Source organism: Halorhabdus utahensis DSM 12940, assembly GCF_000023945.1.
Lineage (GTDB): Archaea > Halobacteriota > Halobacteria > Halobacteriales > Haloarculaceae > Halorhabdus > Halorhabdus utahensis.
Window position 1 is genome coordinate 2,261,413 of sequence record NC_013158.1, and the last position, 26,574, is coordinate 2,287,986.

The window sequence follows — 26,574 nt, forward strand, 5'->3', positions numbered from 1 at the left end:
GAATCGGTCGGTTCAGGATCGGCATCGCGAAGCGCCCGATGGCGGCCCCTTACTCCTCGTCCGGACCGGATCGATACGTCCAGCCGGACTCGACGTTGCGGTTGGCGAGGACGACCAGCCCGTCGTCGGTCCGGAGCCGACTCTTCCGGAGGCCGATGTCCGTGACAGTTCCCGTCGTCGAGGCGGTCGTCACGGTGTCGCCCTTGTTGAAGTCCGGGTCCTTGAGCAGGTAGACGCCGGCGACGGTGTCGGCGATCATGTTAGAGAGGGCGTACGAGACGCCCAACCCGATGAAGCCGGCGGCAGTCCCGAGACTCGCCGCGACGTTTCCCAGGCCGAGGACGTTGAGCAGCGCCAGCCCGGCCCCGAACCACAGAAACGTCCCCACGACGAGCAGGAGGAAGTCGACGATGAGACGCTGATCGGTGGGATACACCCGTTCGAGGACCGACCGGACGACTGTCGTGACGAGTTTGATCCCGACATACGCGACCGTGAGAAACACCAGTCCGGAAAGCGCACGCGGTACCGCGGCGACGACGTCCGCCTGGAACGATTCGATCACTGTCTCGATCACGCCGACAGCGAGGACTTCGGTCATGGGAGAGGGATCGGAGCCGTGCGGTAAAACGCTACTGCCGGTGGGCCGGACCGACGGCAGTCACCACTGGCGTGGTCGCCGTCCCATCCGCGAGGCGGTGGCCGAGACGCTCTTGTGCCTCGCCATCCGAGAGCCGTCCGTGCGGGAGTACGGCTTCGAGCTCGCGCTGTGTGGAGCCCTGGAGGACAGCGAGCGGCTGCTCGCCCGTCAGCTCGGCGCGCACGTCCACGGCCGGCGGATCGCGGATATCGTGGCCATCGACCCAGGTCCCGAGTTCGACCAGCGAGCCGCGATCACCGACGAGACCATCCCGCCGGCGGCCATCGACGCGCCGGTCGGCCCCGGTCAGGCCAGGCCGCTCCGGGATGTCTTGCCCGACCGCCGGCCCGACGAGCGCCATCGGATCGCCGACCGGGCGGTCGAGATCGGCTTCTTCGAGTCCGAGCGCCGGAACGGGGATCGGTACGTCCGGCAGGTCGCTCGCTATCCCGACGCGTGGTTCGACCGCCTTCTCGGCATCGAGAACAAACCCGACCTCGGCCGGCCGGGCGACCTCCAGACCCAGCTCCGGATCGACGTTTCGCTCGGCCTCTTCGACGAAGTCATTCTGGCGACGGCCTCCCATGTCACCGGCGCACACCGCAACCGGCTCCCCGAGGCAGTCGGGATCTGGCGGTTCGACCCCGACACCGGTGAGCGCGAGGTGCTCAAGGAACCGACGTCTCTCCCGACCGACGAGTGGGGCCTCGAGTTGATCGAACGCGAGGCCGGCCAGGCCGCCGTGCGGCCGGTCGATCCCGCGGCGAAGGCCCGCGCTCGCCGACGGCTCGCCGAGCGGGCCTACGGCAAGGGCTGGCGGACGTTCACCTGGCCGGCGTGTGCCCGGTGTGACCCCGACGGTGCCGAGCCGGCCGCCACGGTGCCGTACTGCACCTATCACGACCGGATCGTCAACCCTGTCGAGGACTGCGGGGAGTCCTGCCCGGGCTACGAGTCCGCCGATCCGCCGGCGGTCGACGTCGAAGCCGTCCGCGATTCGCGGTCGCCCTGGGTCCGCGATCCGGCCGGCCGACAGCGTCGGCAGGTCGGTCTCGACCGCTTCGAGTAGGGCTTCGCTCCTGGCGCTACTCCTGGATCTCCCGTCGCAGGTACAGGAATGCGGCGTAGACCCCGGTGAAAACGATGACGAACGCCGCTGTTTCGACGGGGTTGATCGACCCATCCATCACCAGTTGGATCGCGAGGTAGACGACAGTGGCGACGACGGCACTGATCGCGACTGCAACGGCTGGTTTCTCCGCCGGAACATCACTCAACGACGCAGGATCGAGGTCCATGCCGGCCCTTCGCACGCCAGCACATAGATGTTGGGCGTCGGCGGACTCCTTCTCACAGCACGAACCGCTCGCCGTCGACCGCAAGCGGCACGTCGAAGGCCGTTTCGACCGGCAAGTAGTGCGAGAGGTGGACGATCCGCAACTCGCCGGCGTCGAGTTCCTCGCTCAAGCGCTGAGCCCCCTCGATGGTCATGTGCTTGCTCCCGTAGGTCATCGGGACCCCCTCGTCGTCGTGGTGTGACCCGCCGGCCGGGTGGGTGTCACACCGGTCGGCCGGGAGGATGCCGTCGACGAGCAACAGGTCGGCCCCGGCGAGGGCGTCCCGACTCGCTTGCGGGACCTCGTAACTCGTATCGCCCGACAGCGAGAGTTTCGCACCCGTCTCGGGGTCCTCGACCACGAGGCCGTAACACGACAGCGGCGGGTGATCGACGGGGACGAGCGTGACGTCGAGGCCGGCGACCCGGAACGACTCGAATGGATCGCGAGCCTTGACGTCGATCACGTCGAGGTAGTCGTAGCGCTCGCGGACGCTCTGGGCGACGCTTTGGCCCGTTGCGGGGTCGACCTCGCCGGCCGCATAGACCGGCATGTCCCGCGTCAGGCGATAGAAGTTGCCCAGGCCGTCGAGGTGATCGAAGTGGACGTGGGAGATCACCGCGGCGTCGGGAGCGTCGAGGTCCTCCCGGAGGAACTGGGTCCGGAAGTCGGGACTCGCGTCGATCAGCAGCGTCTCGTCGGTACGCTCGTTGCGGACGTGGACCGAAAAGCGGGTCCGCTCGACGCCGCGATCGCCGACCTCGACGCCGCGGTCGCGCAACTGCTCACGGAGGGCGTCGTCGGGATCGCGCGCCTGCTCACAGACGTCACACCCACATCCGACCGTCGGCGTCCCGGTCGTATCGCCGGTCCCGAGCAGCGTGACTTCCATCGACGGGAGCGTAGCGGCGGTCGGCTAAGGATGTGACGGTCCCGGTGGGCCACGGTCGCCGGTTGGACCGTCGGCGACACGCTGTCCCCGTCGCGACCGCCAGACCGAAACCGACGGGCCGCCAATTCAGGCCGATGCCACCTGCTACATTGCCAGTCCCCGGTCTCGGCACCTACTCGGACGAAAACCGCGAGCAGTGGGTCGAGAACGTCCGGACGGCGCTCGACGTCGGCTATCGTCACGTCGACACGGCCCAGGGGTACGACAACGAACAGTACGTCGGCGAGGGGATCGCCACTTCGTCGGTCGATCGCGATGCCGTCTTCCTCGCGAGCAAGGTCGATCCCGAAAATCTCGCCCGCGAGGACCTCATCGAGTCGACGACGGCGAGTCTCCATCGGCTCGGGACTGACTACCTCGATCTCCTGTACGTCCACTGGCCGACCCACACCTACGACGCCGAAGAGACCCTCGGCGCACTTTCGAAACTCCACGACGAGGGCACGATCGAGCATATCGGCCTCTCGAATTTCACGCCGGAGTTGCTCGAGGAGGCCCGGGAGATTCTGGATGTCCCGATCACTGCCCACCAGGTCGAGTGTCACCCGCTACTCCAGCAGGATCGCCTTCGGGAGGACGCCCGCGAGCACGACCACTGGCTGGTCGCGTACTCGCCGCTCGCCCAGGGCGAAGTGTTCGAGGACCCGACGATCCGTGAGATCGCCGAGAAACACGGCGTCTCCCCGGCTGCGGTCAGCCTCGCGTGGCTCGACGCGAAAGAGCACGTCGTTCCGATCCCGAAAGCCAGCAGCCGCGAGCATCTGGCGGCTAATCTGGAAGCGTTCGAGCTCTCCCTCGACGACGAAGACGTCGCCGCGATCGACGCCATCGATCGCGAGCACCGGGTCATCGATCCGGATTTCGCCCCCTGGAACCAGTAGTGCGAAAACACCCCGCTTGCTGTCGGGCCGACTGCCCGCTTAATCGTCGGAGTGGCTGTGGTCGTGGCCCTGGTCGTGATCGTGGCCGCCATCCGCACTCGGCGTCCCGCCGGCGACCAGCGCGTCGTGGTCGCCTTCGATCATATCGAGGTTCTTGAGATTGTCACGCTCCTCGAAGTTCGCGACCGCATTGACGAGGTCCTCCTGTGTGAGCGTGGTCCGCTCCTCGGTCAGCGCGTTCAGGACGGCTTCTCGGAGGACAAGCCGGAGGTCGCTCCCGGTCAGCCCCTCGGTCATCCCGGCGAGTTCTCCCGGATCGTAGTCGTCGATCTCCATGTCGCGAGTGACGACCTGCAGGATGTCTGAGCGCATCCCTTTGTCGGGCTTTGGGAAGTTGACGATCTCGTCGAAGCGCCGCCAGGCCGCCGCGTCGAGCTGATCGGGGTGGTTGGTCGCGCCGATCAACAGGACGTCGTCCTGGATGAGGCTGATCTCGTCGATCGACTTCAGCAGGGTGTTCACGGCGCGCTTGATCGCGGCGTGTTCGTCGCTGGCGCGCGTCTTGGCGACGAAGTCGAACTCGTCCATGAAGAGGATACACGGCGAGAGCCGCCGGGCCACCTCGAAGGTCTTCTCGACGTTCTTGGCCGTCTCGCCGAGGTACTGGGAGGTGATCATCGACAGCTTGACCTCGACAAAGGGCAGGTCGAGTTCGTGGGCCAAGGCCCGGGCGACGCTGGTCTTGCCGGTCCCCGGCGGCCCGACGAACAGGAGCTTGCCGATCTCCCGGAGGCCGATCCGCGCGAGGTAATCGCGGTGCTCGATGGCCTTGACGAGTTTGTTGATCTCGCCCTCCTGGTCCTCGGTGAGCACGAGGTCGTCCAGGCGCATGTCGACCTCCTCGGGCGCGCGGATGTCAACGAGGTCGAGCATCTCCTCTTCCTCCTCGTCCTCGAAGTACTCGTCGAGCAGGCTGTCGATCCAGGCCCGGTCGGCGCGAGCCGGTCTGACCTGTTCGCGAGCCTTCTCGTAGCTCACCTCGTCGAATTCGTCGTCGAAGATCGACGCCAGTGTCGGGTTTTCGAGGAGTTCGTCGGGCTCGATTCGCTTCTGTAGCCACTCCTCGGCCATGTCGCGGTCGGTGAGTTTGATCTCCTCGGAGAAGTCGTCGTGACTGGTAAACATCAGTCCCGAGACCGTGTCCCAGGGGTTCTCAACGTCGGCCGCTTCACTGGTGGCCTCGACAGTCGGGACGAGTGGCCGTTCGATCGTGCCGTTTTCCCAGAAGACGGTCCGATAGATCGACGGCAGATCGTCCGGTTCGAGATCCTCTCGCTCGGAGTAGACGTCCGTCGTGAGGACAAACTCCACGACGTCGCGTTCCGGTTCGCTCATCTCCGGGAACTTTGTAGCGCAAGCGACATAAGCCACTCGAAGACGGCCAGGCGTTCGCCGGTCGGCCACAGCCGCTTTTGTCGTAATGTGCAACCTCTAAGGTCGCCGGCCCGAAACGCCGATCCAATGACTAGCGTCAAGGAATTCCGGATCGACGACGAGCCCACCGCGACCGACCTTGGTCGGGGCGCGTTCGTCTTCACTGACGACTACTCGGTGTTCGACTGGGGGAAAATGCCCGACGAGATCCCGGGGAAGGGGGCCGCGCTGTGTACGATGGGCGCGGCCAACTTCGAGGCCCTGGAGGACGACGGAATCCCCACCCACTACGAGGGGGTCGTCGTCGATGGCGAGCCCGTGTCAATCGAGACGGCGATCGATGCGGGCGCACAGCCCCGCGAGATGGCCATCGAACTGACGCAGGTGCCTGACCTGCCCCACGATGCCGACGGCTACGACTACGACGCCTATCACGACGGGGCGGGCGAGAACTACCTGATCCCCCTGGAAATCGTCTTCCGCAATACCGTCCCCGTCGGATCGAGTCTGCGAAAGCGATCCGAGCCCGAAGACCACGGCCTCGACTGGGAGTCCTGGCCCGAGGAGCCCGTCGAGTTACCGGAACCCGTCGTCGAGTTCTCGACGAAGTACGAGGAGCAAGACCGGTATCTCACCCGTGCGGAGGCCGACCGGATCGCCGGCCGTGCGAACGTCGCCGACCTCGAATCGGTCGCCCGCGAGGTCAACGACCTACTCAACCGCCAGGCTGTGGAGGCAGGGTTCGTCCACGAGGACGGCAAGATCGAGTGTCTCTACTACGAAGGGGAGATCCGCGTCGCTGACGTCGTGGGGACCTTCGACGAGAATCGCTTTTCCTACGACGGCCAGGAGGTAAGCAAGGAGGTCATCCGGCAGTACCACAAGCGGACGCAGTCAGCATGGGTCGAGGCCGTCGGCGAAGCCAAAACGCGGGCGAGCGAGGCAGGGATCGCCGACTGGAAGTCGCTGTGCGATCGCGAGCCCGAACCGCTCGACCAGCACGTGATCGATGTCGCGCGCGATCTCTACTGTGCCGGCACGAACGCGTATCTCGACCGGGACGTTTTCGAGGCTCCCTCCATCGACGACGCGATCGACGCGGCCCGAAGTCTCTAGGCGGGGACGCTCTCAGCTGGTTCACAGCCGTAATTCATTGCCGGCAGCGCCAGCGGCATCGATGCCACCCTAGTTCTGACAGCCCGCACAGTAGGCGTGACGCCGGTAGCTCGTCGGGGATTCGAGGTCACTGCCACACTCCTGGCACGTGTCGTAGTGCGTTACTTGCATGACTATGTCACCTACAGCACCACCGGGGTTTAGCCCTTCCAGAAGGAGCCGATTCTGCCTCTTTTTAGGCTGGCCAAAAACAAACTACATGAATGTTTTTACCAATATGCACAGTTTGCCGACTCTCAATCCGACGCATGGCAATCTTTTTGGGTCCGTTTCCCGTACCTCTGAAACGAATCATGGACGCTGACGAACTCCAGGAAAAACTCGAAGCGAACGGTGAACTGATGGTTGCAGTCGCGGACTTCGGCCAGCCGCTTGAACTCCATCTCCACGACACGGAGATCGACGACGAGTCCGTCCGGCTCGAACTCACCGACGGCGTTCTCACCTTCGACGTGGACGCTGTCGCCGGTGCGTGGCAGCACACTCACTCGCTGGCCGACCTCGGCCTCGAGTAACGCGAACATCCGCTCCGCCTTTTTCGTTTTTGCTCCCGGACAGTCATCGCAGTCGGCTGTCTCGTGTTTTCACGTCGTCCGCCTCGCTCACGGGTCACTTCGTTCCCCGTTCGCTCATTCCGAGGGCGACCGCAGGGAGCCCTCGCTGCTCGCGGGTCGTTTCACTCCCCGCTCGCTTCTTTCGAGGGCTCGTTCACTTCGTTCACTCGCCCTCGCTGACGATCTCGCCCAGCCCATCGATCGGCCGGTCGGGATTGAGATCGTCGAGTTCCTTGGGCGCGCCGAGCTGGGCGTCGGTCTCCTCCGGCTCCCGGAGCCGAGTCCGGCCGCGGTGGACGTAGATCTCGTCGTTGAGATGGAGGTCGATCGCATCGAGTAGCGCCTCGGCCTCCAGAGGCTGGCCGATCTCCTGGAGTTCTTCCTCGGTGGCCTCCGGCGGGACGTTGAACACCCGCTGGGTGATGACCGGTCCCTGATCGAGGTCAGTCGTCACGTAGTGGGCGGTCACGCCGGCGATCCGGACGCCCTCCTCGATGGCCTGCATGTACGCCGAGGCACCGGGGAAGGAGGGCAGCAGCGAGGGATGGACGTTGATGATTCGGTTCTCGTATCGGAAGACGACGTCCGGACTGAGGATGCGCATGTACCGCGCGAGCACGATCAGGTCGGTGTCGTACTCCGCGAGCAAGTCCAGCAGTTCGTCCTCGTCGGGCGTGCCCTTCTCGTCGCCGATGTCGTGGAAGGGCACCTCGTACTTCTCGGCAAGGGGCTGGAGATCGGGATGATTGCCGATGACGACCTCGACGTCCGCGCCCAGATTGCCGCTCGCCCAGGCCTCGAAGATCGCCTCCAGACAGTGACTTTCCTTGGTCACGAGGACGGCGATGCTCTGGGTCTCTCTATCTTTCGGGAATCGGACCGTGATGTCGACGTCGAGTTCCGCTGCGAGATCCTGGAGATCGTTCCGGAGCGTTTCCTCGGTGACGATCATCTCGCTGGTGTCGACCATCGTGGTCATCCGGAAGACACCCTCCCGGACCGCCTGATCCAGATCCTCGATGTTGACACCGCGCTCGAACAGCAACGACGTGACGTTCGCGATCAGCCCCGTCTCGTCGTCGCCGACCACAGTGATCTCGGTGAACTCACGGGTCACGGCCACCACCTCGCGAGTCGCGTGCTGGCGCTCATTGTCACGCTATGGCGTCCACGCGAGCAAAAAGGGTCCGCTTTCGTGGCGTGGGCGGCGGTCAGATCACCAGCACGATCCCGCCGATCACCAGCGCCACCACGATGCCGACAACGTTGTAGTTGAGGTCGCCAGTCTGGATGACCCGCGTCCGGGCACACCACCAGCGGTAGGCCCCGACGCATCGCTCGTAGACGGCGTCGAAGCCGTAGCCCAGTGCGAGCACTGACAGCAGGCTTTCGGGGGCGGCGTCGTTGATCGGTTTCCGGAAGCGGAACCCGAGATAGCCGAGTCCGAGGATCCCGGCAGTCAACGCCAGTGTCTGGACGGTGAGCGTGTGCTCGACGAATTCCATGATCGTATAGCTGTGAACCTCAGCGCCGGGGAAGTAAGTCTGCAGAGCCTCCGAGAGCGGGCCGATTGCGAGCCACGAGGTGAGCGTCAGGCCAGCCAGGATCGAAAGCGGGCCAGTCATCGCCAGTGGCGATTCGGTGACGGACTCGCTCGGCTCGCCGAGGAACATCAGATAGTAGATCCGCAACGAGTAGACGACCGTCAGCACGGCCGTGATCGCGAGCACGACGAAGGCCGCCATCTCGATCGGACTCCCGTCCATCGCCGTAGCGAAGATGTATTCCTTGCTCCAGAAGCCGTTGAACCCGGGTACGCCGATCAAGCCGAGAATCCCCACCAGGAAGGCGACGTTGGTTATCGGCATCTGCCGGCGGTTCCCCACGCCGCGAAACTCGTACATGTCGACGTGTTTGTGGACGGTGCCGCCCAGCGCGAAGATGACCGACCCCGCAGCGAGAAAGAGTAGCGCCTTGAAGATCGAGTGACTCAGGACGTGGGCGGTCGCCGGCAGGACCCCGCCGGCCAGTCCGATCGCCGCCGTGACGTACCCGAGCTGGCTGATCGTACAGTACGCCAGCGCCCGCTTGAAGTCGTTCTCGACGGTCGCGAGCACGGCTGCGAGGAAGGCTGTAATCGTCCCGATGGCGAGCACGGCGGTCGTCCACCACGCCACTCCGTCGAAGATGGGTCGGGTCCGGAGCAGGAGGTAGAGGCCGGCGTTGACCATACAGGCGGCGTGGATCAGCGCCGTGCTGGTCGTCGGGGCCTCCATCGCGTCCGGCAGCCAGACGTGTAAGGGGAACTGCGCGGACTTCCCGACGGCCGCGACGATGAACAGCCCGCCAGCGGCCGCGAGCGTCCACTCGGGCAGCGCGCCCGCGGCCGCCTGGTCGATCAGCCCGCGGATCGAGAACGTCCCGCCGCCGACGTACAGGGTGGCGATCCCGGCCAGCAGGCCGATGTCGCCGAAACGGGTCGTAACGAACGCCTTCACGCCCGCCGCGAAGGAGGCGTCGTCTTCGAGCCAGAAGGAGATCAGGCCAAACGAACACAGCCCCAGAACCTCCCAGAAGACGTACAGCGCGACGAGGCTGTCGGTCAGCGCGAAGCCGATCATCCCGCCGACGAACAGCAGGGTCAGCGCGTAGTAGCGGGTGAGTCCCCCCTCGCGTTCCATGAAGCGCGTCGAGAAGACCAGCGCGAGCGCCCCGACGACACCCGCGATGGTCGCCATCATCACGCCGAGGACGTCCAGATACAGCCCAAAGGAGACGTCGATGGCGGGCACCCACCCCAGGTCGTAGTGGACGGCTGCCGGCGTTTCCGCCGATAGCGCTCGCGGAATCAGCGATAGCGTCAAGATAGCCGTCACGACACCGACGCCCACGGCGACCGCGTTCCGGATTCGATCACCGGCGACGGCGACGTACGGCAACAGTGCCGCGCCGACGAACGGTAGGGAAATCGCCCCGAGCGCCAGCATGGCGGGCGTTTCGAGTCCTGGTCCCACCAGCGCGACCGCCAGGGCGAGTGCGCCGGCGACGAGCAGACCGGGTGTCGATGCGAGCAGTGTCCGTCGATTCGTTACCATGTTAACCTCCCGAGTGCGTCCATATCGAGGGTTCCGTACTGGCGATACACTGCAACGACCAGACCCAGCAGGACGGCGACGACGATGGCGTCGATCAGGATCAACAGGATCACGATCCCCTGGCTGCCGGCCGGATCGGTCGCGACGAAGTTCACGAGCACGCCCTTCGAGGCGATCTCGATCCCGATCAGCGTCTTCACCGCGTTGGCCCCGCTGAGGACCGCCGCCAGGCCGATCAGTAGCAGCGCGATCGCCACGCCGTAGGCGAGTGCAGTCATGATTCTCCCTCCGTGTTCTCGGATTCTCTGCCCCGCCCGATCGGGGTTCCTTCACTCGTGACGGGTCGATCAGTCGCGTCGAAACGTTCGGCGGTGAGGCGGATGATCCCGAGGACGCCGACGAACAGCAGGACGGTCACCGCGAGCAGGTCGACCGACCGCTCGGCCCACAGCGCCTCGGCGAGTTCCATCTCGCTTCCCCCGCCGGACGAGAGCCCGCCAAGCAGGCCCCAGACGACCAGGCCGACGCCCAGTAGCGCGCCCAGTGCCAGCCCGACGATCGGCAGTTTGCGCTGCTCGATCAGCGTGGCGGTCTCGGCGTCGGTCAGGCTGATCATCAGCAAAAACAGGACCGTCACCAGTCCGGCGGCCACGACCGCCTCGAAGACGGCCGCGATCGGCGCACCGGCCAGATAGAAGTACACCGCAAGCGCGACGCTTGCGCCCGACAGCGAGAGGATCGAGACGAGGAAGTCCCGGGCGGCGACCGCGGAGAGCGCGAGGCCGACCGTCGCCACGAGCGCCGCCGTCGTCAGCGCCGTCATGGTGTCACCCCCGAGAGCAGGACGTCGGTGGCCGGCTCAACGAGGTCGAACCCGACCGAGGGAACGATCCCGAGCAGAATTGTTCCGGCAGTCAAAGCCAGAATCGGGAGCGCCAGCAGCGTCGGCGTCCGAGCGGCCGAGCCCACGGCGTCGTCAGGGCTGGCGAAGAGACTCCGGAGAACCGGGAGGTAATACCCCAGCGAGAGAAAGGAGTTGCCGATCACCAGCAGGGCCAGGGCGACACCGAGCCAGCCTGACACCTCGGCACCGCCGACGACGATGAGGAGTTTGCCCCAGAAGCCCGCCAGCGGCGGGACGCCGGCGAGTGCCAGGACCGCGACCGCGATCGCGCCAGCGGCGACCGGCATCCGGTAGCCGATCCCGGCGAGATCGTCGAGGTGGCGCGGGTTCGCCACGTCCCTGCTTGCGAGTCGATACCCGATCGCACCGACGGCGAGGAAGGCCCCGCCCTTCATGAACGCGTTCGCGAGCACGTGAAAGAGTGCGCCGTCGACCGCGACGCCGAATCCGCCGTGGAAGCCGATCCCGAAGCCGAAGACGACGTAGCCGACGTGGGGGATCGACGAATAGGCGAGCAGCCGCTTGAGGTCGCGCTGGCCCAGCGCGAGGAAGTTCCCGACGGTCATCGTGATCGCGCCGAAGACGACCAGCAGGAGGCCGACCGGGATCGCCCCCGGAAACACCGACAGCGCCTTGCCCATCGCCACGGCGGCGGCGGGTGTCGCCAGGCCGGCGAGCAACGCGCTCGCACTGGCCGGCGACTCGGCGTAGGCGTCCGGCACCCACGTATGGAGCGGGACGATCGCGGCCTTCACGCCGAAACCGACGACCAGGAAGAGCACGGCGGCGGTCGCGACCTCCGTTGTGCCAGCGAGCGCCTCGGCGACCCCGCCAAAGGCGAGCGTGCCGCCGGTCTCGGCATACACCAGCGACACGCCGAAGATCGCCAGCAACGAGCCGACTGTGTTCAGCACGACATACTTGAAGCCGGCTTCGACGGCGGTCGCCCGGGACACGGCGAAGGGGACCAGCGCGTAGGTCGCGACGGCCATCACCTCGAAGAAGACGTATAGCGAGAACAGATCGGCCGCAAAGCCGATGCCGACGACGCCGGCGACCGCCGCCAGCAGGAGCGGATCGTAGAGCTCCGTGGCCCCCTCGTCGTCCGTGCCGGCTATCGTGTAGACGGTCACGGCCAGTCCGAGCAGGCACGCCACGACCGAGAGGAAGATGCTGAGGGCCGTGACCTGGACCCCGACGCCAGCCCCGCCGATCGCGTATTCGATCGGGAGTGAGCGGGTCCACAGCGTCCAGGTCCCGACGAGGGCGGCGAGAACGGCTGTGACCGCGACGATGCCACTCGCCTCGCTCGCCCGGTCGTGGTCGATACGGCCCACCAGGTACGTGGCGAAGATGCCCGCGAACAGCGCGAGCAACGGGGCCATCGCAAGCGGCGTCTCGGTCACGGCTGTCCTCCCGGCGAACGGTCCCGATGCACACCCTTCGCCTCGGTTTCTCGCCGACCGTCGCGAACCCGTCGCGTTCGCTGGGTCACGGACGAATACATACCTCTGTTTTTCCGGTGAATACTTCTTGAATCATTCGACTTAATTCGGATGGCAGCTTCGACTTTCTTCATTTTTGTTCCCAAACGTGTCTGGCGCTTTGCTGGTCGGCGACTCGGCAACGGTCGTCCTCGAACGAGTCGCTTTAGATGGGGCGAATCCTGGACAAACGTGTGACGACGCCACCGCAAATCGACGCTGCCGATCGCGTCGCCCTCGTCGGCATGGGTTCGGAGCTGCGCGGCGACGACGCCGTCGGCCTCGAAGTCGTCCGTCGATTGTCCGGCCTCGAAGACGACCGACTCCGCGTGATCGAGGGCGGCGTCGCGCCCGAAAATCAGACGGGCGTGATCCGCCGGTTCGATCCGGACTGGATCGTCCTGGTCGACGCTATCGCCTTCGACGGCGAGCCCGGCGACTCGAAGTGGATCGAGTCCGACGACCTCGGTGGCGAGTCCTTTTCGTCGCATAAGTCAACCCCGGCGATGTTGGAAACCTTTCTCACTCGCGAGATGGACGCTGCCGTGGCGTTGTTCGGCATCGAACCGGCCCGGATCGAATTCGGGACCGAGCTTTCGCCGGCCGTCGAGCAGCGGCTCGACGACCTGGCGGCGGAGTTGAGCGATGCGCTGGAACGAACCCGGTAGCGCGACGCGGTTCACCGTTCGAAGGTGTACGATTCCTCGAAGGACTCCCGGTCGCTGTCGGCGAGTTCGAAGTCCTTGCCCATCACGATGGCGTCGGTCGGGCAGGATTCCTCGCATTGCCCACAGAACATGCACTTGGCCACGTCGTACTCCCAGGTGACGTTGCCGTCGTCGTCGGTCCCGACGACGATCGCGTCGGCCGCACAGTGGCGTTCGCACATCCCACACCCGGTACAGGGGTCGGGATCGAACTCGACGGCTCCCCGGAAGCGATCGGGGAGCGTGCGCTTGTTCTTGGGGTACGATACGGTCGCGCGGTCTTTCCCGAGGGTTTTCAGCGCCTCGGGGAGGAGTTTGCCTGGTAAGCTCATAGGAGTCCCTCCGCGTACAGTCCGACAGCCAGTACGAGTCCGATCTGGACGAGCCCGATCGGGACGAGCCACCGATAGAACACGTCGACGACCTGCTCGATCCGGAGGCGCGCGAGCACGCCCTTGAGGACCGACAGGACGGCCACGATCGCGAGTGTCTTCACGAGGAAGACCGCGATCCCGAGCACGGCCCCACCGATCCCCTCGATTGCTCCGACTGGGTAGGGGCCGCCGAGGAACAGCGCCGACAGCAGTGCTGCGCCGACGACGAGTTCGACGTCCTTCGTGAGACGGAACAGCGCGAGTTTCCGGCCGGAGTACTCCGCGAGTGCCCCGGTCGCGAGTTCGGACTCGGCCTCCGGCGCGTCGAAGGGGATGCGTTCGAGTTTGGCCTGCAGCGACAGCAGCCCGATGACGAACGCCGGGGCGAAGACGACCACGTACGCCGGGTTCGACCCGACGAACGCGACGATGCTCGACAGTTCGAGCGTCCCCGCGGCGACCGCCGGCGCGAAACACGCCAGGAAGAACGGAATCTCGTAGCCAAACAGCTGCGTGATCGTCCGGGTGGTCCCGACCTGGCTGAAGACGTTCCCGGAGTACCACCCGCCGAAGAACAGCGAGAACGACGGCAGCGAGAGCAAAAAGAGGACGACGACCAGATCGCCCTCGAAGGACATCGCCGCCGCCTCGCTCCAGACGGGGATGTACAACATCGCGGTCAGGACGCCGGCCAGCCCCGTCAGTGGCGCGGCCCGGTAGATCCGTTCGGTCGCGTTCTCGGGGACGGCCGACTCCTTGGCCAGTAGCTTCAGGAAGTCCGCCAGTGGCTGCAGCGGCGGCGGCCCGACGCGGTTCTGCAGGCGGGCGTAGAGCTTCCGGTCGACGTATTCGGCGGCCAGCGCGTAGGTGAACAGGAACGCAAAGCCGGGGAATACAAGCAGGTAGAGCAACCCGGTCGCGAGGTCGATCTCGAGGCTCACGGTCGGTCACCCCGGTCGATTCCCGACTCGCTCGACACCGATCCGCCGTCGGTGCGTTTGTCGTACCATTCCATGCCGTACTCACGCAATTCCTCGAGGTTGAACGAGTCCTCGCCGCCGTGGCTGCCGTCGGTCTCGACGCCGATCCGGGAGGTACAGCTGATACAGGGGTCGATCCCGGCGACGACGATCGGCGTGTCGGCGATGTAACTGCCGCGCAGCGCCTCGACGACGGTCGGCCAGTTGGCGAGCGTCGGCACCCGGATGTGAACCCGTTCGGGCGTGTCGGTCCCGTCGGCCCGGATGTAGTGGATGAGTTCGCCGCGGGGGGCCTCGTAGCGGCTGACGACGTCGTCCTCGGGAATTTGTGCCAGCAGCGCCTGGACCGGCTTCGGGCTGGCCTTGAGATCCCCGTCTGGAATATCCGCGGCGGCCTGCCTGATGATCGAGATGCTCTCTGCGATCTCGCGGATCCGAACCGTCGTCCGCGCGAGGAGATCGCCTGCCGTGTCCGTGATCACGTCGAAGTCCATCTCGTCGTAGGCAGCGTAGGGGGCATCCCGCCGAACGTCGACGGGTAGCCCCGAGGCGCGACCGACCGGCCCGGCCGCACAGTACTCCCGGGCGAGTTCGGCTGAGACAGTGCCGACGTTCTCACATCGCATCCGGACCGTCTCCTCGTTGGGAACCGTCTCCAGATAGAAGTCGATGCGTTCCTCGAGTTCGTCCATCTTTTCGAGGACGGTCTCGCGTTGCTCCGCTGTGAGATCCTGGCGGACGCCGCCGATCGTGTTGATCGAGTAGTGGATCCGGTTGCCCGTAATCTCCTCTAAGAGGTCCAGCACGATCTCACGGTCGCGCCAGGCGTACTGCCAGAGGGTGTCGAAGCCAATCTCGTGGCCCGCGACCCCGAGCCAGAGCATGTGGCTGTGGATGCGTTCGAGTTCGCCGATCAGCGTCCGGATGTAGTTCGCCCGCCGGGGAACGTCGAGATCGAGGAGGTCCTCGACGCCGATGGCAAAGGAGGTCGTGTGGGCGTGCGAACAGATACCACAGATGCGCTCGAGCAGATAGATGTTCTCCAGATAGCTTTTCGAGAGGACGGCCTGTTCGATCCCGCGGTGGTTGTACGACAGTTTGAGATCCGCCCCGGTGATGACCTCGCCGTCGACGGTCAGCGTGAAGTTGGCGGGTTCCTTCAACGAGGGGTGCTGTGGGCCGACCGGAATTTCCGTGCCTGAGACGTCTTCGGACATCAGTCGCTCACCTCCAGGTTCTCGGCTCGCAGCGGCGGCCCGCCGTCGAAGTTGTCGGCAAGCAGGAGCTTCTCCGGGTTGGGGTGGCCCGTGACTTCGACGCCGAGCATGTCCATGAGTTCACGCTCGTACAGCGTCGCGCCGGGGAGGATGTCGGTGAGTGTCTCGATCGTGGGATCGTCCTTCGGGACGATCGCCCGGATCGTGAGTTCGACGCCCTCGCTCAGGTCGCCGTCGTCGTACTCGCCGTACTTGAGGAAGTGATACAGCACCTCGATCTCGTCGCCGGCGTCGACGCCGGTGATCGTGACGAGGTGGGTGATGCCCATTTCCTGAAGTGTCTCGATGGCCTCGACGAGAGCATCCCTGTCAGCGAGGACGAACTCCAGGCGACCGCAGTCGTGTTCCTCCGAGGCGGCGAGTAGCTCGGACAGTTCGTCGTCGAGCTTACGCTTCAACTGGCTCGGTGTCATCCGTTCCCTCCTGTTGCTCTGGATCGGCCGCGACGGCCTCGTCGATCCGTGTGCCGCCCTGGACGATCTCGGGTTTGGCCGCCGCGAGGCGCTCGGCTTTGGCCTCCTGGCCGGCCTCTTCTAACAGTGCGACGATGCCGTCGATCAGCGTCTCGGGCGAAATCGGACACCCGGGGACGTACATGTCGACGGGGATCACGTCGTCGATGCCCTCGTGGCAGTTGTAACAGTCCTGGAAGACGCCGCCCGTCGCGGCACACGACCCGGCGGCGATCACCAGCTTCGGCTCGGGCATCTGCTCGTAGATGCGCTCCAGCCGGGGAGCCATCTGCTTGGTCACCGGCCCCGTCGCGACGAGCACGTCGGCGTGTCGCGGCGTGTCCTTTTGCTGGATGCCAAAGCGCTCGACGTCGTACCGGGGCATCAGCGCGTCCAGCGTCTCGATGTCACAGCCGTTGCAACTCCCACAGTTCATGTGGAGTATCCACGGCGAGCGGTTCCGCGCCCAGTCGATGATGCGTCCCATGTGTGTTACCTCCCTGGTTGTGGTCGGCCGCCCTCGACGATCGCGAACAGCGCCAGTCCGACGACGGCAAGCAGCGGCACGCCGAGTAATACCCCGTTCGCGTCGATCGGGATCGTCGCGACGAGCAACACGGCGACATGAATGATCGTAAAGCCGATCCCGACGTGATAGAGCCGATACCGGGGCCGCCCCTGGCCGCTCGGCGGCTCCTCGCCGCTGGCCCACGCCGTCCGGAACGCCTCACCGGCGTCGGCCCGGTCCGACGCGATCCTGTCTCCCACACGATCAATAGTGAAACTTATCAGAAGAAATATACCAAAGGCGATCGGCGGTGCAAGAAGGATATCAGTCACCATATCGAGTTGAAAATACGATATTCCACCAGATAAAGCTTGTCTCGATTATAGATATTTGGTTTCCTTCGTGAACGATAAGGAAGGTATTGCCGGTAAACGCCGGTATATAAGATATCTTACGTGTGTGGCATAACTCTGGAGCGATCGGGTTGGGGAAAGTCACAAGAGTTTTCGCGGCTGCCATCCGCGTTCCACGCGATGAGTACCTACACCGCGACCGTGACTGTCCAGCTCAAGGAGGGGGTGCTCGATCCGGAGGCCGAGACCACCCGCGAGGCGCTCGAACGCCTCGGCTTCGAACTCGACGCGCTCCGGGCGGCAGACCGCTTCGAGATCGACCTGGAGGCAACCGATAGCGAGGCGGCCAGAGACCGCGTCGAGGAGATGGCCGAGCGCCTGCTCGCCAACCCGACCATCCACGACTACGAGGTCGCCGTCGAGCAATGACCGTCGCCGTCATCCAGTTCGGCGGGAGCAACTGCGATCGGGACACCGTTCAGGCCCTCGAGTCGATCGGCGTCGACGCCGAACTCGTCTGGCACGAGGACGACCTACCGGCCGATGCCGAGGGGATCGTCCTTCCCGGCGGGTTCTCCTATGGCGACTTCCTCCGGGCGGGCGCGATGGCCGCCCACTCGCCGATCATGGCCGAGGTTCGGGCGGCCGCCGACGATGGCACGCCCGTGCTGGGGATCTGCAACGGGGCCCAGATCGGGTGTGAGGCCTCGCTAACTCCTGGCGCGTTCACCACCAACGAGAGCGCGCGATTCCAGTGTGAGCACGTCCACCTCCGCGTCGAGAATAGCGAGACGCCCTGGACGAGTCAGTACGAGGAAGGCGAGGTCATCGAGCTACCGATCGCCCACGGCGAGGGGCGCTTCGAGATCAGCGACGACCGTCTCGACGCACTCGAAGCCGAGGATCGCATCCTCTTTCGGTACTGCGACGCCGAGGGGAACGTCACGCCCGAAGCCAACCCCAACGGTTCAAAACACGCCGTCGCGGGCGTCACCGGGGAGGCCGACCACGTCGCCGTCATGATGCCCCATCCCGAACGGATGGCCCTCGCCGACATCGGCGGGATTGACGGCCGTGGCGTTCTGTCTGGGTTTGCCTGATCGGTCGTCTACCCGTCCCGTTTCCTGGCCCGATAGAGCGCGTAGCTACCTAATCCAGCCACCGACGAGAGGAGACCGAACCCCGGACCGTTGGTCGTGGTGGCTCCGTCGGTGCTGTCCTGGGTGTTCTGGCCACCTTCTGATTCAGCATCGGTCGTCGAGGTCGGTATCTCCGTGACCGTCGTCGTCCGTGATTCAGTGGCCGATCGGTCTGTCTCGGTCGTTGCCGGAGTGTTCGTGACTGTCTCGCTGACTGTCGCTGTTTTTGGGTCTGTCGGGGTTGCTGTCGGCGTCACCGTTTTCGTCGCCGTCTCGCTCGGTGTCGACGGGCTGGATTCTGTCGCCGTCTCCGTCGGTTGTGTCGTCTCGGTTTCGGTTGCCGATGGCGTCTCCCGTTCCGTGTCCGTCGCAGTCGGCGTATTTGTCACTGTCTCGGTGGGTGTCGAGGCTTCGTTCTCGGCCCAGCCTGGACTGTGCAGATCGCCGGTTCGAACAAGCCAGTGCGGGGGCCACGTGATCTGGAACTTCGGTGAACCTTCCGCCGGTGCGTCGACGGCGCTCGTATCGATGAACGACGTATATTGACTCCGGTAGAGTGGGAGCATCGGAAGGTCCGCGTTGTACACCTTTGCGAGTCGCTGCACGATCGATTCGGCCTCGCCGCGGTCGACAGTCGTGGCCAGCGCTTCCAGTTCGTCTTGGGGAGTGACGTCTATCGAGCCGTTGTTCCCGTCCGCGGGCACAGTCACGGTGCTGTCCAACCCTGGATACTCGAGTAGATCGGGCTGGACCATCCCCATGCCGAACCCGAACCTGTACGCGACGTACGGGTGTGTACTGTCGATGCTCCCCGGTAGCCACCACCCCGACACGACGTCGAAGTCACCGGCGAAGATGTCCCGAAACGTCACTTCCCGAACGTCGGCTTCGATGCCGAACGAACGGAGTTGTTCGGCGACGGAATCCGTCGCGTTGACGAAGTCGGTGATGAACTCGGGGACCGATATCGAAAAGCCGAGGGGGGTCCCGTCCTCCGCCGTCCAGGTTCCATCCTCGCGAGTATATCCTGCCCTCGACAGGACGTCTGTCGCAGCCTCGTTATCCGGATCGACATACGTCTCCAGTGAATCCTGCGCTATCCAGTCCGCAACAGCGGACGCCGGCAGGCCACTTGGCGTCTCTACCGGCTGGTTCGTTTCCCGGCCACTCGCCTGGGTCACGGCCGAGCGGTCGATGACAAAGGCGATTGCCTGTCGGACGGCCCGGTCGTCCAGCGGCTCGACATCGTGGTTCGGCCAGAGGCCCAACCCCCAATAATCGGGGATCCGCACCTGTACAACGGATGATGGCAATTCGATGGGCTGGTTCGGTAGCGTCGACATCGAGGCGATCACGTCGACCTGGCCGGTTTCGAGTGCCTGAAACCCCGTGTCTGTTCCGAGCAAGGCGCGAAACTCGTAGGACTGGAACCCGATGGAATCGCTGTCGGGATGGGTCGGATTCAGTTCGAGTTTGATTCCCTCGGTGTCGATCGAGTCGACAGTGAAGGGGCCGCTTGCGGCGAATTCGCCCATCGACGTAGGCGTGAATGCCATGAGTTCCTCTCTGGCGGCGATTTCGCCGTCGGCACGTAACGTCTCCAGAAACGGCTCGTAATACTCATGTTTGACGAACAGTCGGCGGTCTCCGAGAACGATGCGTTCGAGCAAGTCCGGATTGTACGACGCGTCGAAGTGAACCGCGAGTCGCTTTTCCCCGAGCGTCTCGACTGCCGTGGCGTATTCCCAAAGATCGTCGTCGACGGTCTTGCCGAGCAGTAGCTGGGTTCGCAGATCGCGGGCCGTCACCGGATCGCCGTCGTCCCAGACAAGATCCGGTCGCAGCGAGAGGGTCATGGTTTCGCCCTCGACTGTCCACTCCGTCACGGCGGCCGGGATGAATTCGCCGCGACCACGATGGTATTTCACCGTCGGGTCAAACACCATCGCAGCGGGGATATCCGCGCTCGACGTTCCAAAGAGGTTGAAGTGCAGTCCCTGGGTAGGGCCGGTCATCGTCCCCACGAGTGTCCCGCGCTGGGGCGATTGGGCTGCTATTGGGGTGACGACATCCGCCATCGTCCTGAAACCCGCAACCCCACCAGCAAGCACGCCGCCAGTCCCAAGCGATGCGAGCAACTGCCGACGGGTTGGACTGAGTGAAAACTCGTCTGACATTATTCTCGCCTTCCCACGGACTACTATTTAAACCACTGCCACGTGACAATTGGTGAGAGGTTTTTCCGTTTCCTTCGTCACTGGTTGCTCCGAGTCCAAGCCGTATTGTCTCTATCCGCAGTCTTTTCCCCCGAAAAATATAATGAACTATTATGTTGGTGCCGACTGAACATCTAACGGGGTGCCCAGATGCCAGTCACAGACCTCGCCCGAAGCGACGTGGTCACAGCACAGCCGGAGACGCCGGTCACCGAACTCGCCGGGCGGATGGATGCCGAAGACGTCGGCAGCGTCGTCATCACCGACGACGACACACCGGTCGGGATCGTCACCGACCGTGATCTTGCCATCCGTGTGCTCGGCAAGGAACGCGACCGGACTGAAACGACCGCCGCGGACGTGATGACGGCGGACCTCAAGACGATCGAGGCGGACGCCGGGTTCTACGAGGCGACGAACCTGATGAGCGACGCCGGCATCCGCCGGCTCCCGGTCACCGACGGGGACGAACTCACCGGGATCGTCACCGCTGACGATCTGACGGAACTCATCGCCGACGAGGAACAGCAACTCGCCTCGACCATCCGCGCCCAGCGGCCGGCGTACTGACGCGCCGGTGCTGGACACATCGATATTTTCCGCCGGCGACCGGCACTCACTCGAACAGGCCTTCGACATCCGCTTCCCGCCCTTGTCGCCGATCGACGTGTTCGCTCAGTCGTTGCCGGATGATCCCTCGATCGTCCGGGCTCCGGACGTAATCGAAGACGAACGTGATGAACTGACTTCCCTCGTCGCCGTCGTCGAGGTCGGCTTCGGCGAACTCGATCGCGGCGTCGAGGAGTTCCTCGTCGCCCTCGACCTCGGCGATCGCCTCGGCAGCCAGCGTTGTCTCCTCGAAGTCCAGATCGGCCAGTTCGATGACGTCGCCGTGGTGGGTCATCGTCGGCGGGTCGGTGTCCTCGACGTGAGCGGGGTCGACTTCGAGTGCAGCGAGGTACGCCCGCACTGGACCGAGATCCACGCCCTGATACTCCTGTGGATACCCCTCCAGATACGTCTGTGCGCGGCCGGCGAGTTTCCGCGCGCCGGATTCGTTGTCGACGGTAGCGTGGTGAATGGCGACGGTGAACTGGATCAGTCCCTGGAGGAAGTCCTTGGGTTCCTGGCGACCCCCCATCCCGAGCCACGGTGCTTCCCAGGCGTCGTGGGTGATCCGATAGTACCCGGCGTTGTAGAGCGCGATCCCGGCCCGCAAAGCGGCGTCCATGCGCTTCGTTCGGGCCTGCTCCGACAAAACGCCTCTGTCTGCAGTCCCGTGCCCGACGGATGGCAGCCGTGCCAGACGGCTGCCCGAGTCAGACAGATTTTTGCACACCTCGGGGGAAAATTGCGGTAGATGGTCCCCGTTCGCGCACTGCTCGGCCGGGCGAAAGCCCGCGTTCTCGACGATCTCCGGACGGATCCGTATCTGCCGGCCCTGCTCGTCCTGGCAGCGGTCCTGTCGGGCTTCTGGTTCTGGCATCGGCTCCCGAACCTCGCCACCAGAGACGAGTGGAGCCGGGCGCTGGATCCCCTCGTCGCCTTCCGATCGGTCGTCGCCGATCCGAGTTATGAGGGGCTCAAGCAGGGCGTCGCGTGGGGTCGGGTCCCGTTCGGGGCGACGTTCTACCTGTTCGGGCTCGCGCTCGTCCCGATGATCGCCGTCGCCGTCCTGACCGGCAATCTCGACGCGATCACCGGAACCCCGCACATCAGTTGGGCGTTCGGCCACTTCCCGATCTGGAACGAGGTCCCGGCGTGGTTCTGGACCGGCTACATCGGGTTGGTCCGGCTGTTCAATGTCGCCTTCGCGGTCGGTTCGGTGTACCTGACCTACCGGATCGCCACGACGATCGCCGATCGATCGACCGGCCGGCTTGCGGCGCTGTTTTTGACACTCACGTTCGGCTTCCTGACGATCGCCCACGAGGGTGGCGAGGACATGCCGGCGCTGTTTTTCCTGCTCGTGGCCCTCTATCTGTTGATCCTGTTCGTCCGCTCGGGCGAGACGTGGACGTTCTACGCCGCGAGCGCGGTCGGCGGCGTCGCGATGGCGTTCAAGCTGACGATGGCGGTCGTGATCGCGCTGATCGCGCTCGCCCACGTGCTGCGTGCCCGCGAGCGAGAGGCGTGGCCGCGATCACTCTACCGTCCGCGACTGATCGGGATCGGTGCGGCGCTTGGCTTACTTGCCATCGTGGTCGGACTCCCGACGACGCTCGTCGGCGCGTTCGACCCGGTGCTCAGCCGGATCGGCGGCCACTCGATCAGCCGCCCGGGGAACCCTCACGGCCCCACCGCGCCGACGTGGTGGTGGTTCGCCCGCGGGTATTTCAACGGCCTCGGCCTCCCGCTGTTGGTCGGTAGCGTCGGCGGCCTCGTCGCTGCCCTCTCCCGGGTCGGCCGCCGCCGCGCGAACACGGGGACGCTCCTCGTCCTGGCAACGATCGGCGGGTTCGCCGCGCTGTACGTCCCCTGGCACGATTTTCGTGTCCACCACCTCCTGCCGACGTTCCCGCTGCTCGCAATCCTCGTCGCGACGTGGCTCGTGGAGCTTCGCGACCGCCGCGAGACCGTTGCCCGCGTTCTCACGGTCGCACTGATCGTCAGTTCGGGTGTCTACGCCGGCGTCGGCGTCGCTGGCTACGCTGACACGCCACGCGATCAGGCCGCAGCCTGGCTGGACGATCGTGTCCGCGAGAACGAGACGATCGAGACCTACCGGTGGCACTTCCAGGACACGGCACTTCCCCACGGCGCGAACGTGACCTACAAGGAAGGCGAGTTCACCGCCTGCCCGGAGTACATCATGCTGACCTATCGCGATCTGGTGTATCTCGACGAGACGTATCTCCGGAACTCGCCGCGGCGACAGGCATATATTCGGGGGCTTCTCGACGGTGAATCCGGCTACGAGACCGTCGCCGAGTTCGGCTCCCGGCCGCCGGCGTACTTCCCGCAGCGGCCGACCCCAGGCTCGCTCGTGGACCTGCTCCCATACGGGATCGTCCCGCAGGTCGATCAACACGCGGACGAACAGGAACTCCGTCCCAACCAGTTCACGGTGATCCTCCAGTCGACCGGCGAGTGCGATGCTGATCGCGACCCACCGTTCTGAGCAGGCGGCCACGGTCGCGTTCTCAGTGTCCTTCGCCGGTCCGGAGCGATGCCCGATCGATCCCGAGAAACGGATACCAGCCCGCCAGCGCCGGGAGGTAGATGTCGAGGAACCGATCGACGAAGACGACGGGGACGATCACCGCGCTTGGCACCCCGAGCGCGACGAAGACGGCCGTCGCCGTCGCCTCTGTCACGCCGAACCCGCCGGGCGTCAGCGGCAACAGCGTCACGCTGTAGGCCATCACGAGATACAGTGGCAACAGCAGCCCCGGTTCGAAGGCCACGCCGAACCCCGAGAGCAACAGCCAGACGCGTACGCCCGGGGCGATCAGTTTCGCCACGAGCCACCCCGCAGTGTACCTGACCCAGACGCCCGGATCGCCGGCGATCGTCCGGAACGCGGCCGTCGAGTCGGCCGTGAACGAGACGGCGTTCTCCGCGCGCGCAGCGAGCGATTCACCGACGCGGGGGAGATACCTCAGCAGGCGCGTTACGCCCGCGAACACCCAGTCGAGGCGTTCGAGGTTCGTCCCGGCTCCGAGAATAGCCACCCCGGCCACGAGATACAGGCCGATCGAGAGCGCCAGGAGGCCGGTGAGGCCGATCGAGAGCCGGTCGACGGCGAACACCAGGCCGACAGTCGCGACTGCGCCGTACAGGAGTGCATACATCGCCGTGTGAACCCCCGAGATCGCGGTCCCGTCGGCGTAGGACACCCCAACTTTGCTCCGGAGGACGAACGGCGCGGCGAGTCGGCCCGTCAGTCGCGACGGCAGCAACTGGTTGACGAAGTTGACCACGAGGGCGACACTGCCGGCTGTCCGGCGGTCCGTCGGCTGGATCGGCCCGAGCGTCGCCCGCCAGGTCTCAAACCGGGCGAGGAGGCCGAGCAGGCTCGCCAGCAGGATACCCAGTACCGTGAGCGGATCGAGTCCGGCGAGCAACGACAGCGCCTCGATCGGATCGGTCTGTGACACCGCCCACCCGAGCGCGACCAGGGCGACCGCATACTGGACGAGCGTGACAGCGACGGCCCGGACCCGCCCCGCGTCCACGTCACTCACCTCCGTCGGTGACGGTGCCGTGGTCGTTGGAACCGTCGCCGTCGGTCGTTCCGACGACGTCCCCAGCCTGAACGAATGTGAATTCACTCGACAGGATTCGTTCGATCGCCCGGCGCATCCACGCTCCAGTGTGGTAATACACCCGCGACGGGACCCCCTCGACGGCAGGCAGATCGACGCATTCCCAGGGGTGGATATACAGGATCGGCGTGATTCCCCGGCGGGCCAGCCATCGCATTCCTGCGATCGTGTATCGGGGGCCGAAAAACCGCAGCCAGGTCCCGGTCAGGGGCAGTCGCAGTCCGGGCATGACGCTGACCGGTAGTTCCCGCATATCCGCGGGTGCAACGGCGTCGATCTCCGTCGCCGACACTGGCTGGTGGACATCGTATTCACCGCCGTACCATCCCGGAATCGCCCGACTCGACACGATACTCGAATCGTAGCCGTAGCCCGCCCGCGAGAGGGTCTCGAAGTGATCGTCGGCCAGATCGAACGACGGCGCACGGAATCCCGATACGTCCTGGCCGGTCGCTTCGGCCAGCACTGCGCGTGAGCGTTCGATCTCCTCGCGCTGTGTCGCCGGATCGAGATCCGACAGTAGCCGATGAGTGTGCGTGTGTGAGCCGATCTCGTGACCGTCCTCGGCGAGCGAGCGAATCGCGTCGGGGTGGCGCTCGGCGAGTTCGCCGACCACGAAGCTCGTGGCTCCTGCGCCGTGGGCATCGAGTGTTTCCCGGAGAAAGGTGAGGCCGTCGAGACCGATGTCGTCCCGATCAACGACCCCGTCAGCGTTCCGGTACGCCGGTATCTGATCGAACAGTTCGACGTCGATCGAGAGGACCGCCTGTCGATCAGTCATCGTGCTCGTCGAGTTCGGCCCGGAGCAGACTGAGCTCCTCGTTGAGCGTCGAGACGCGTTCGGCGAGTCGTCCGAGGCGATCGAACAAATACGTCACGACCACGAACAGCGTCAGATTCGAGAGGACGAGCATCGCTCTGGCCTTCCAGTTGAGTCCGAGTACCGTTGCGACAACCTCGAAGGTACTCGGGAATATCCCGACGAAGATCAACCCGCCGCCGAGGACGAGCGACAGCGCGAGAATGGCGAGGTCCTCCCGGCCACGACCGACGATGCGATAGGCGTTCCAGAGGAAGGCGAGCCCGACGAGCACGGCGAGGACGTTGACGAGACTGTAGGTCATGATTCACGAAAGAGCAGTACCCGGAGAATGGCATCGGTCATGCGCAGTGGGTAGAGCGCAAAGGTCTCGACCGTGAACTGCGAGGACCCCGTCTCCCGGGTCGGCATTGCGATCGAGACCTCCCGGATGTCCAGATCGCGTCTGGCGGCCTCCAGGGTCTGTTCGACCGCCCAGTGTTTGTCCGAGCGATGCAACAACCGCTCTAAGGCAGTGACGCGATAGACCCGAAATCCGCTCGTGACGTCCGTGACGTCGACGCCGCCAAGCACGTTGACGACGGCAGTGAACGACCGGATCCCGAGGTCTCTGAGCCACGAATACTCCTGAAAGCTCTCGTTGAGATACCGACTGCCGATCACCATGTCGGCGTCCTCGGCCACCGAGAGCAGCCGCGGAATTTCTTCGGGATCGTGTTGTCCGTCGGCGTCAACCTGGACCACGAAGTCGAAGTCGTTCCGGATGGCGTAGCGATACCCGGTCCGGACCGCGCCGCCGACGCCCGTGTTGAAGACGTGTTCGATCACCGTCGCGCCCGCTTCCCGGGCGAGCTGGGGTGTCCCGTCCGTCGAGCCGTCGTCGACCACGACGACCTCCTCGACGTGACGGCTGGTCCCGTCGACGACGGACTCGATAGTCTCGCGCTCGTTGTACGCGGGGATGACGGCGACCGTTCGCACGGTAGGATCGCCACCGTGCGATCACTTAGGCGTATCGTTCCC

30 protein-coding genes are annotated in these 26,574 nt (G+C 65.1%); 9 read left to right on the top strand and 21 right to left on the bottom strand.

The window, feature by feature from the left end; all coding sequences use genetic code 11:
• Positions 1-49: 49 nt before the first annotated feature.
• The gene (locus tag HUTA_RS10810) at positions 50-601 is read right to left on the bottom strand and encodes a mechanosensitive ion channel domain-containing protein (RefSeq protein WP_015789947.1); all 552 of its coding nucleotides are present in this window, start codon (positions 599-601) and stop codon (positions 50-52) included.
• Positions 602-740: 139 nt separating this feature from the next.
• Here HUTA_RS10810 and HUTA_RS10815 point away from each other — a divergent pair, with 139 nt between their 5' ends.
• On the top strand, positions 741-1,709 hold the full coding sequence (locus HUTA_RS10815; RefSeq protein ID WP_049941452.1) for a DUF5787 family protein: 969 nt from the start codon (positions 741-743) through the stop codon (positions 1,707-1,709).
• A gap of 16 nt (positions 1,710-1,725) precedes the next feature.
• On the opposite strand, the gene HUTA_RS10820 is transcribed toward HUTA_RS10815, so the two are convergent.
• Positions 1,726-1,938 (bottom strand): hypothetical protein, encoded by a 213-nt coding sequence (locus HUTA_RS10820; RefSeq protein WP_015789949.1) that lies wholly within the window; start codon positions 1,936-1,938, stop codon positions 1,726-1,728.
• A gap of 52 nt (positions 1,939-1,990) precedes the next feature.
• The gene (locus HUTA_RS10825; RefSeq protein ID WP_015789950.1) at positions 1,991-2,869 is read right to left on the bottom strand and encodes an MBL fold metallo-hydrolase; all 879 of its coding nucleotides are present in this window, start codon (positions 2,867-2,869) and stop codon (positions 1,991-1,993) included.
• A gap of 134 nt (positions 2,870-3,003) precedes the next feature.
• On the opposite strand from HUTA_RS10825, the gene HUTA_RS10830 reads away from it, so the two are divergent.
• The gene (locus HUTA_RS10830) at positions 3,004-3,810 is read left to right on the top strand and encodes an aldo/keto reductase (RefSeq protein ID WP_015789951.1); all 807 of its coding nucleotides are present in this window, start codon (positions 3,004-3,006) and stop codon (positions 3,808-3,810) included.
• 39 nt (positions 3,811-3,849) lie between these two features.
• On the opposite strand, the gene HUTA_RS10835 is transcribed toward HUTA_RS10830, so the two are convergent.
• On the bottom strand, positions 3,850-5,205 hold the full coding sequence (locus HUTA_RS10835) for an ATP-binding protein (RefSeq protein WP_015789952.1): 1,356 nt from the start codon (positions 5,203-5,205) through the stop codon (positions 3,850-3,852).
• Between the two features lie 126 nt (positions 5,206-5,331).
• Between HUTA_RS10835 and HUTA_RS10840 the strand changes: the two genes are divergently transcribed.
• Together HUTA_RS10840 and HUTA_RS10845 are read left to right on the top strand one after the other, a co-directional pair.
• Positions 5,332-6,360 carry a phosphoribosylaminoimidazolesuccinocarboxamide synthase gene (locus HUTA_RS10840; protein WP_015789953.1) on the top strand — a complete coding sequence of 343 codons (1,029 nt, stop codon included), beginning with the start codon at positions 5,332-5,334 and terminating at the stop codon, positions 6,358-6,360.
• A gap of 353 nt (positions 6,361-6,713) precedes the next feature.
• On the top strand, positions 6,714-6,935 hold the full coding sequence (locus HUTA_RS10845; protein WP_015789955.1) for a hypothetical protein: 222 nt from the start codon (positions 6,714-6,716) through the stop codon (positions 6,933-6,935).
• 202 nt (positions 6,936-7,137) lie between these two features.
• Here HUTA_RS10845 and HUTA_RS10850 read toward each other — a convergent pair whose 3' ends face one another.
• The 5 genes from HUTA_RS10850 to HUTA_RS10870 all read right to left on the bottom strand — a co-directional run bounded on the left by HUTA_RS10850 (position 7,138) and on the right by HUTA_RS10870 (position 12,379).
• Positions 7,138-8,100, bottom strand: coding sequence for a formyltetrahydrofolate deformylase (locus HUTA_RS10850; protein WP_143920368.1), 963 nt, complete (start codon positions 8,098-8,100; stop codon positions 7,138-7,140).
• A gap of 85 nt (positions 8,101-8,185) precedes the next feature.
• Entirely contained in the window at positions 8,186-10,069 is a 1,884-nt protein-coding gene (locus tag HUTA_RS10855) for an NADH-quinone oxidoreductase subunit 5 family protein (protein ID WP_015789957.1), read from the bottom strand.
• The gene (locus HUTA_RS10860; protein WP_015789958.1) at positions 10,063-10,347 is read right to left on the bottom strand and encodes an NADH-quinone oxidoreductase subunit K; all 285 of its coding nucleotides are present in this window, start codon (positions 10,345-10,347) and stop codon (positions 10,063-10,065) included. Before HUTA_RS10860 ends, HUTA_RS10855 begins: the two co-directional genes overlap by 7 nt.
• On the bottom strand, positions 10,344-10,892 hold the full coding sequence (locus HUTA_RS10865; RefSeq protein ID WP_015789959.1) for an NADH-quinone oxidoreductase subunit J: 549 nt from the start codon (positions 10,890-10,892) through the stop codon (positions 10,344-10,346). Before HUTA_RS10865 ends, HUTA_RS10860 begins: the two co-directional genes overlap by 4 nt.
• Positions 10,889-12,379 (bottom strand): complex I subunit 5 family protein, encoded by a 1,491-nt coding sequence (locus HUTA_RS10870; protein ID WP_015789960.1) that lies wholly within the window; start codon positions 12,377-12,379, stop codon positions 10,889-10,891. Before HUTA_RS10870 ends, HUTA_RS10865 begins: the two co-directional genes overlap by 4 nt.
• 248 nt (positions 12,380-12,627) lie before the next feature.
• On the opposite strand from HUTA_RS10870, the gene HUTA_RS10875 reads away from it, so the two are divergent.
• Positions 12,628-13,125, top strand: coding sequence for a hydrogenase maturation protease (locus tag HUTA_RS10875; RefSeq protein WP_015789961.1), 498 nt, complete (start codon positions 12,628-12,630; stop codon positions 13,123-13,125).
• Positions 13,126-13,136: 11 nt separating this feature from the next.
• Here the strand turns inward: HUTA_RS10875 and HUTA_RS10880 are convergent, their stop codons facing one another.
• From HUTA_RS10880 to HUTA_RS10905, 6 genes are read right to left on the bottom strand one after another with little or no spacing between them, the layout of a single operon-like run.
• Positions 13,137-13,496: an NADH-quinone oxidoreductase subunit I gene (locus HUTA_RS10880; RefSeq protein WP_015789962.1), complete on the bottom strand. Its 360-nt coding sequence runs from the start codon at positions 13,494-13,496 to the stop codon at positions 13,137-13,139.
• Complete coding sequence (locus HUTA_RS10885) at positions 13,493-14,479, bottom strand: complex I subunit 1/NuoH family protein (protein WP_015789963.1); 987 nt, start codon at positions 14,477-14,479, stop codon at positions 13,493-13,495. Before HUTA_RS10885 ends, HUTA_RS10880 begins: the two co-directional genes overlap by 4 nt.
• Positions 14,476-15,735 carry a hydrogenase large subunit gene (locus HUTA_RS10890; RefSeq protein WP_015789964.1) on the bottom strand — a complete coding sequence of 420 codons (1,260 nt, stop codon included), beginning with the start codon at positions 15,733-15,735 and terminating at the stop codon, positions 14,476-14,478. Before HUTA_RS10890 ends, HUTA_RS10885 begins: the two co-directional genes overlap by 4 nt.
• Entirely contained in the window at positions 15,735-16,208 is a 474-nt protein-coding gene (locus HUTA_RS10895) for an NADH-quinone oxidoreductase subunit C (protein WP_015789965.1), read from the bottom strand. The genes HUTA_RS10890 and HUTA_RS10895 overlap by 1 nt, the downstream gene beginning before the upstream one ends.
• Positions 16,183-16,734, bottom strand: a complete 552-nt coding sequence (locus HUTA_RS10900) for an NADH-quinone oxidoreductase subunit B family protein (protein ID WP_015789966.1) — start codon at positions 16,732-16,734, stop codon at positions 16,183-16,185. The genes HUTA_RS10895 and HUTA_RS10900 overlap by 26 nt, the downstream gene beginning before the upstream one ends.
• Before the next feature lie 5 nt (positions 16,735-16,739).
• Positions 16,740-17,015 carry a hypothetical protein gene (locus HUTA_RS10905; protein ID WP_245529098.1) on the bottom strand — a complete coding sequence of 92 codons (276 nt, stop codon included), beginning with the start codon at positions 17,013-17,015 and terminating at the stop codon, positions 16,740-16,742.
• A gap of 273 nt (positions 17,016-17,288) precedes the next feature.
• Here HUTA_RS10905 and purS point away from each other — a divergent pair, with 273 nt between their 5' ends.
• Positions 17,289-17,537 (top strand): phosphoribosylformylglycinamidine synthase subunit PurS, encoded by a 249-nt coding sequence (purS, locus tag HUTA_RS10910; protein ID WP_015789968.1) that lies wholly within the window; start codon positions 17,289-17,291, stop codon positions 17,535-17,537.
• On the top strand, positions 17,534-18,208 hold the full coding sequence (gene purQ / locus HUTA_RS10915; RefSeq protein ID WP_015789969.1) for a phosphoribosylformylglycinamidine synthase I: 675 nt from the start codon (positions 17,534-17,536) through the stop codon (positions 18,206-18,208). Before purS ends, purQ begins: the two co-directional genes overlap by 4 nt.
• Before the next feature lie 8 nt (positions 18,209-18,216).
• Here purQ and HUTA_RS10920 read toward each other — a convergent pair whose 3' ends face one another.
• Positions 18,217-20,424: an ABC transporter substrate-binding protein gene (locus HUTA_RS10920; protein ID WP_015789970.1), complete on the bottom strand. Its 2,208-nt coding sequence runs from the start codon at positions 20,422-20,424 to the stop codon at positions 18,217-18,219.
• A 189-nt stretch (positions 20,425-20,613) separates the two neighbouring features.
• Between HUTA_RS10920 and HUTA_RS10925 the strand changes: the two genes are divergently transcribed.
• Complete coding sequence (locus HUTA_RS10925) at positions 20,614-21,033, top strand: CBS domain-containing protein (RefSeq protein WP_015789971.1); 420 nt, start codon at positions 20,614-20,616, stop codon at positions 21,031-21,033.
• Between the two features lie 46 nt (positions 21,034-21,079).
• On the opposite strand, the gene HUTA_RS10930 is transcribed toward HUTA_RS10925, so the two are convergent.
• Complete coding sequence (locus tag HUTA_RS10930) at positions 21,080-21,694, bottom strand: DUF309 domain-containing protein (RefSeq protein ID WP_015789972.1); 615 nt, start codon at positions 21,692-21,694, stop codon at positions 21,080-21,082.
• Positions 21,695-21,823: 129 nt separating this feature from the next.
• Here HUTA_RS10930 and HUTA_RS10935 point away from each other — a divergent pair, with 129 nt between their 5' ends.
• On the top strand, positions 21,824-23,584 hold the full coding sequence (locus HUTA_RS10935) for an ArnT family glycosyltransferase (protein WP_015789973.1): 1,761 nt from the start codon (positions 21,824-21,826) through the stop codon (positions 23,582-23,584).
• A gap of 22 nt (positions 23,585-23,606) precedes the next feature.
• On the opposite strand, the gene HUTA_RS10940 is transcribed toward HUTA_RS10935, so the two are convergent.
• The 4 genes from HUTA_RS10940 to HUTA_RS10955 are packed head-to-tail and all read right to left on the bottom strand — an operon-like array spanning position 23,607 to position 26,532.
• Entirely contained in the window at positions 23,607-24,641 is a 1,035-nt protein-coding gene (locus HUTA_RS10940) for a lysylphosphatidylglycerol synthase transmembrane domain-containing protein (RefSeq protein ID WP_015789974.1), read from the bottom strand.
• Between the two features lies 1 nt (position 24,642).
• Positions 24,643-25,512, bottom strand: coding sequence for a polysaccharide deacetylase family protein (locus HUTA_RS10945; protein WP_015789975.1), 870 nt, complete (start codon positions 25,510-25,512; stop codon positions 24,643-24,645).
• Complete coding sequence (locus HUTA_RS10950; protein ID WP_015789976.1) at positions 25,505-25,855, bottom strand: DUF2304 domain-containing protein; 351 nt, start codon at positions 25,853-25,855, stop codon at positions 25,505-25,507. The genes HUTA_RS10945 and HUTA_RS10950 overlap by 8 nt, the downstream gene beginning before the upstream one ends.
• Positions 25,852-26,532, bottom strand: a complete 681-nt coding sequence (locus tag HUTA_RS10955; RefSeq protein WP_015789977.1) for a glycosyltransferase family 2 protein — start codon at positions 26,530-26,532, stop codon at positions 25,852-25,854. The genes HUTA_RS10950 and HUTA_RS10955 overlap by 4 nt, the downstream gene beginning before the upstream one ends.
• Between the last annotated feature and the right edge of the window lie 42 nt (positions 26,533-26,574).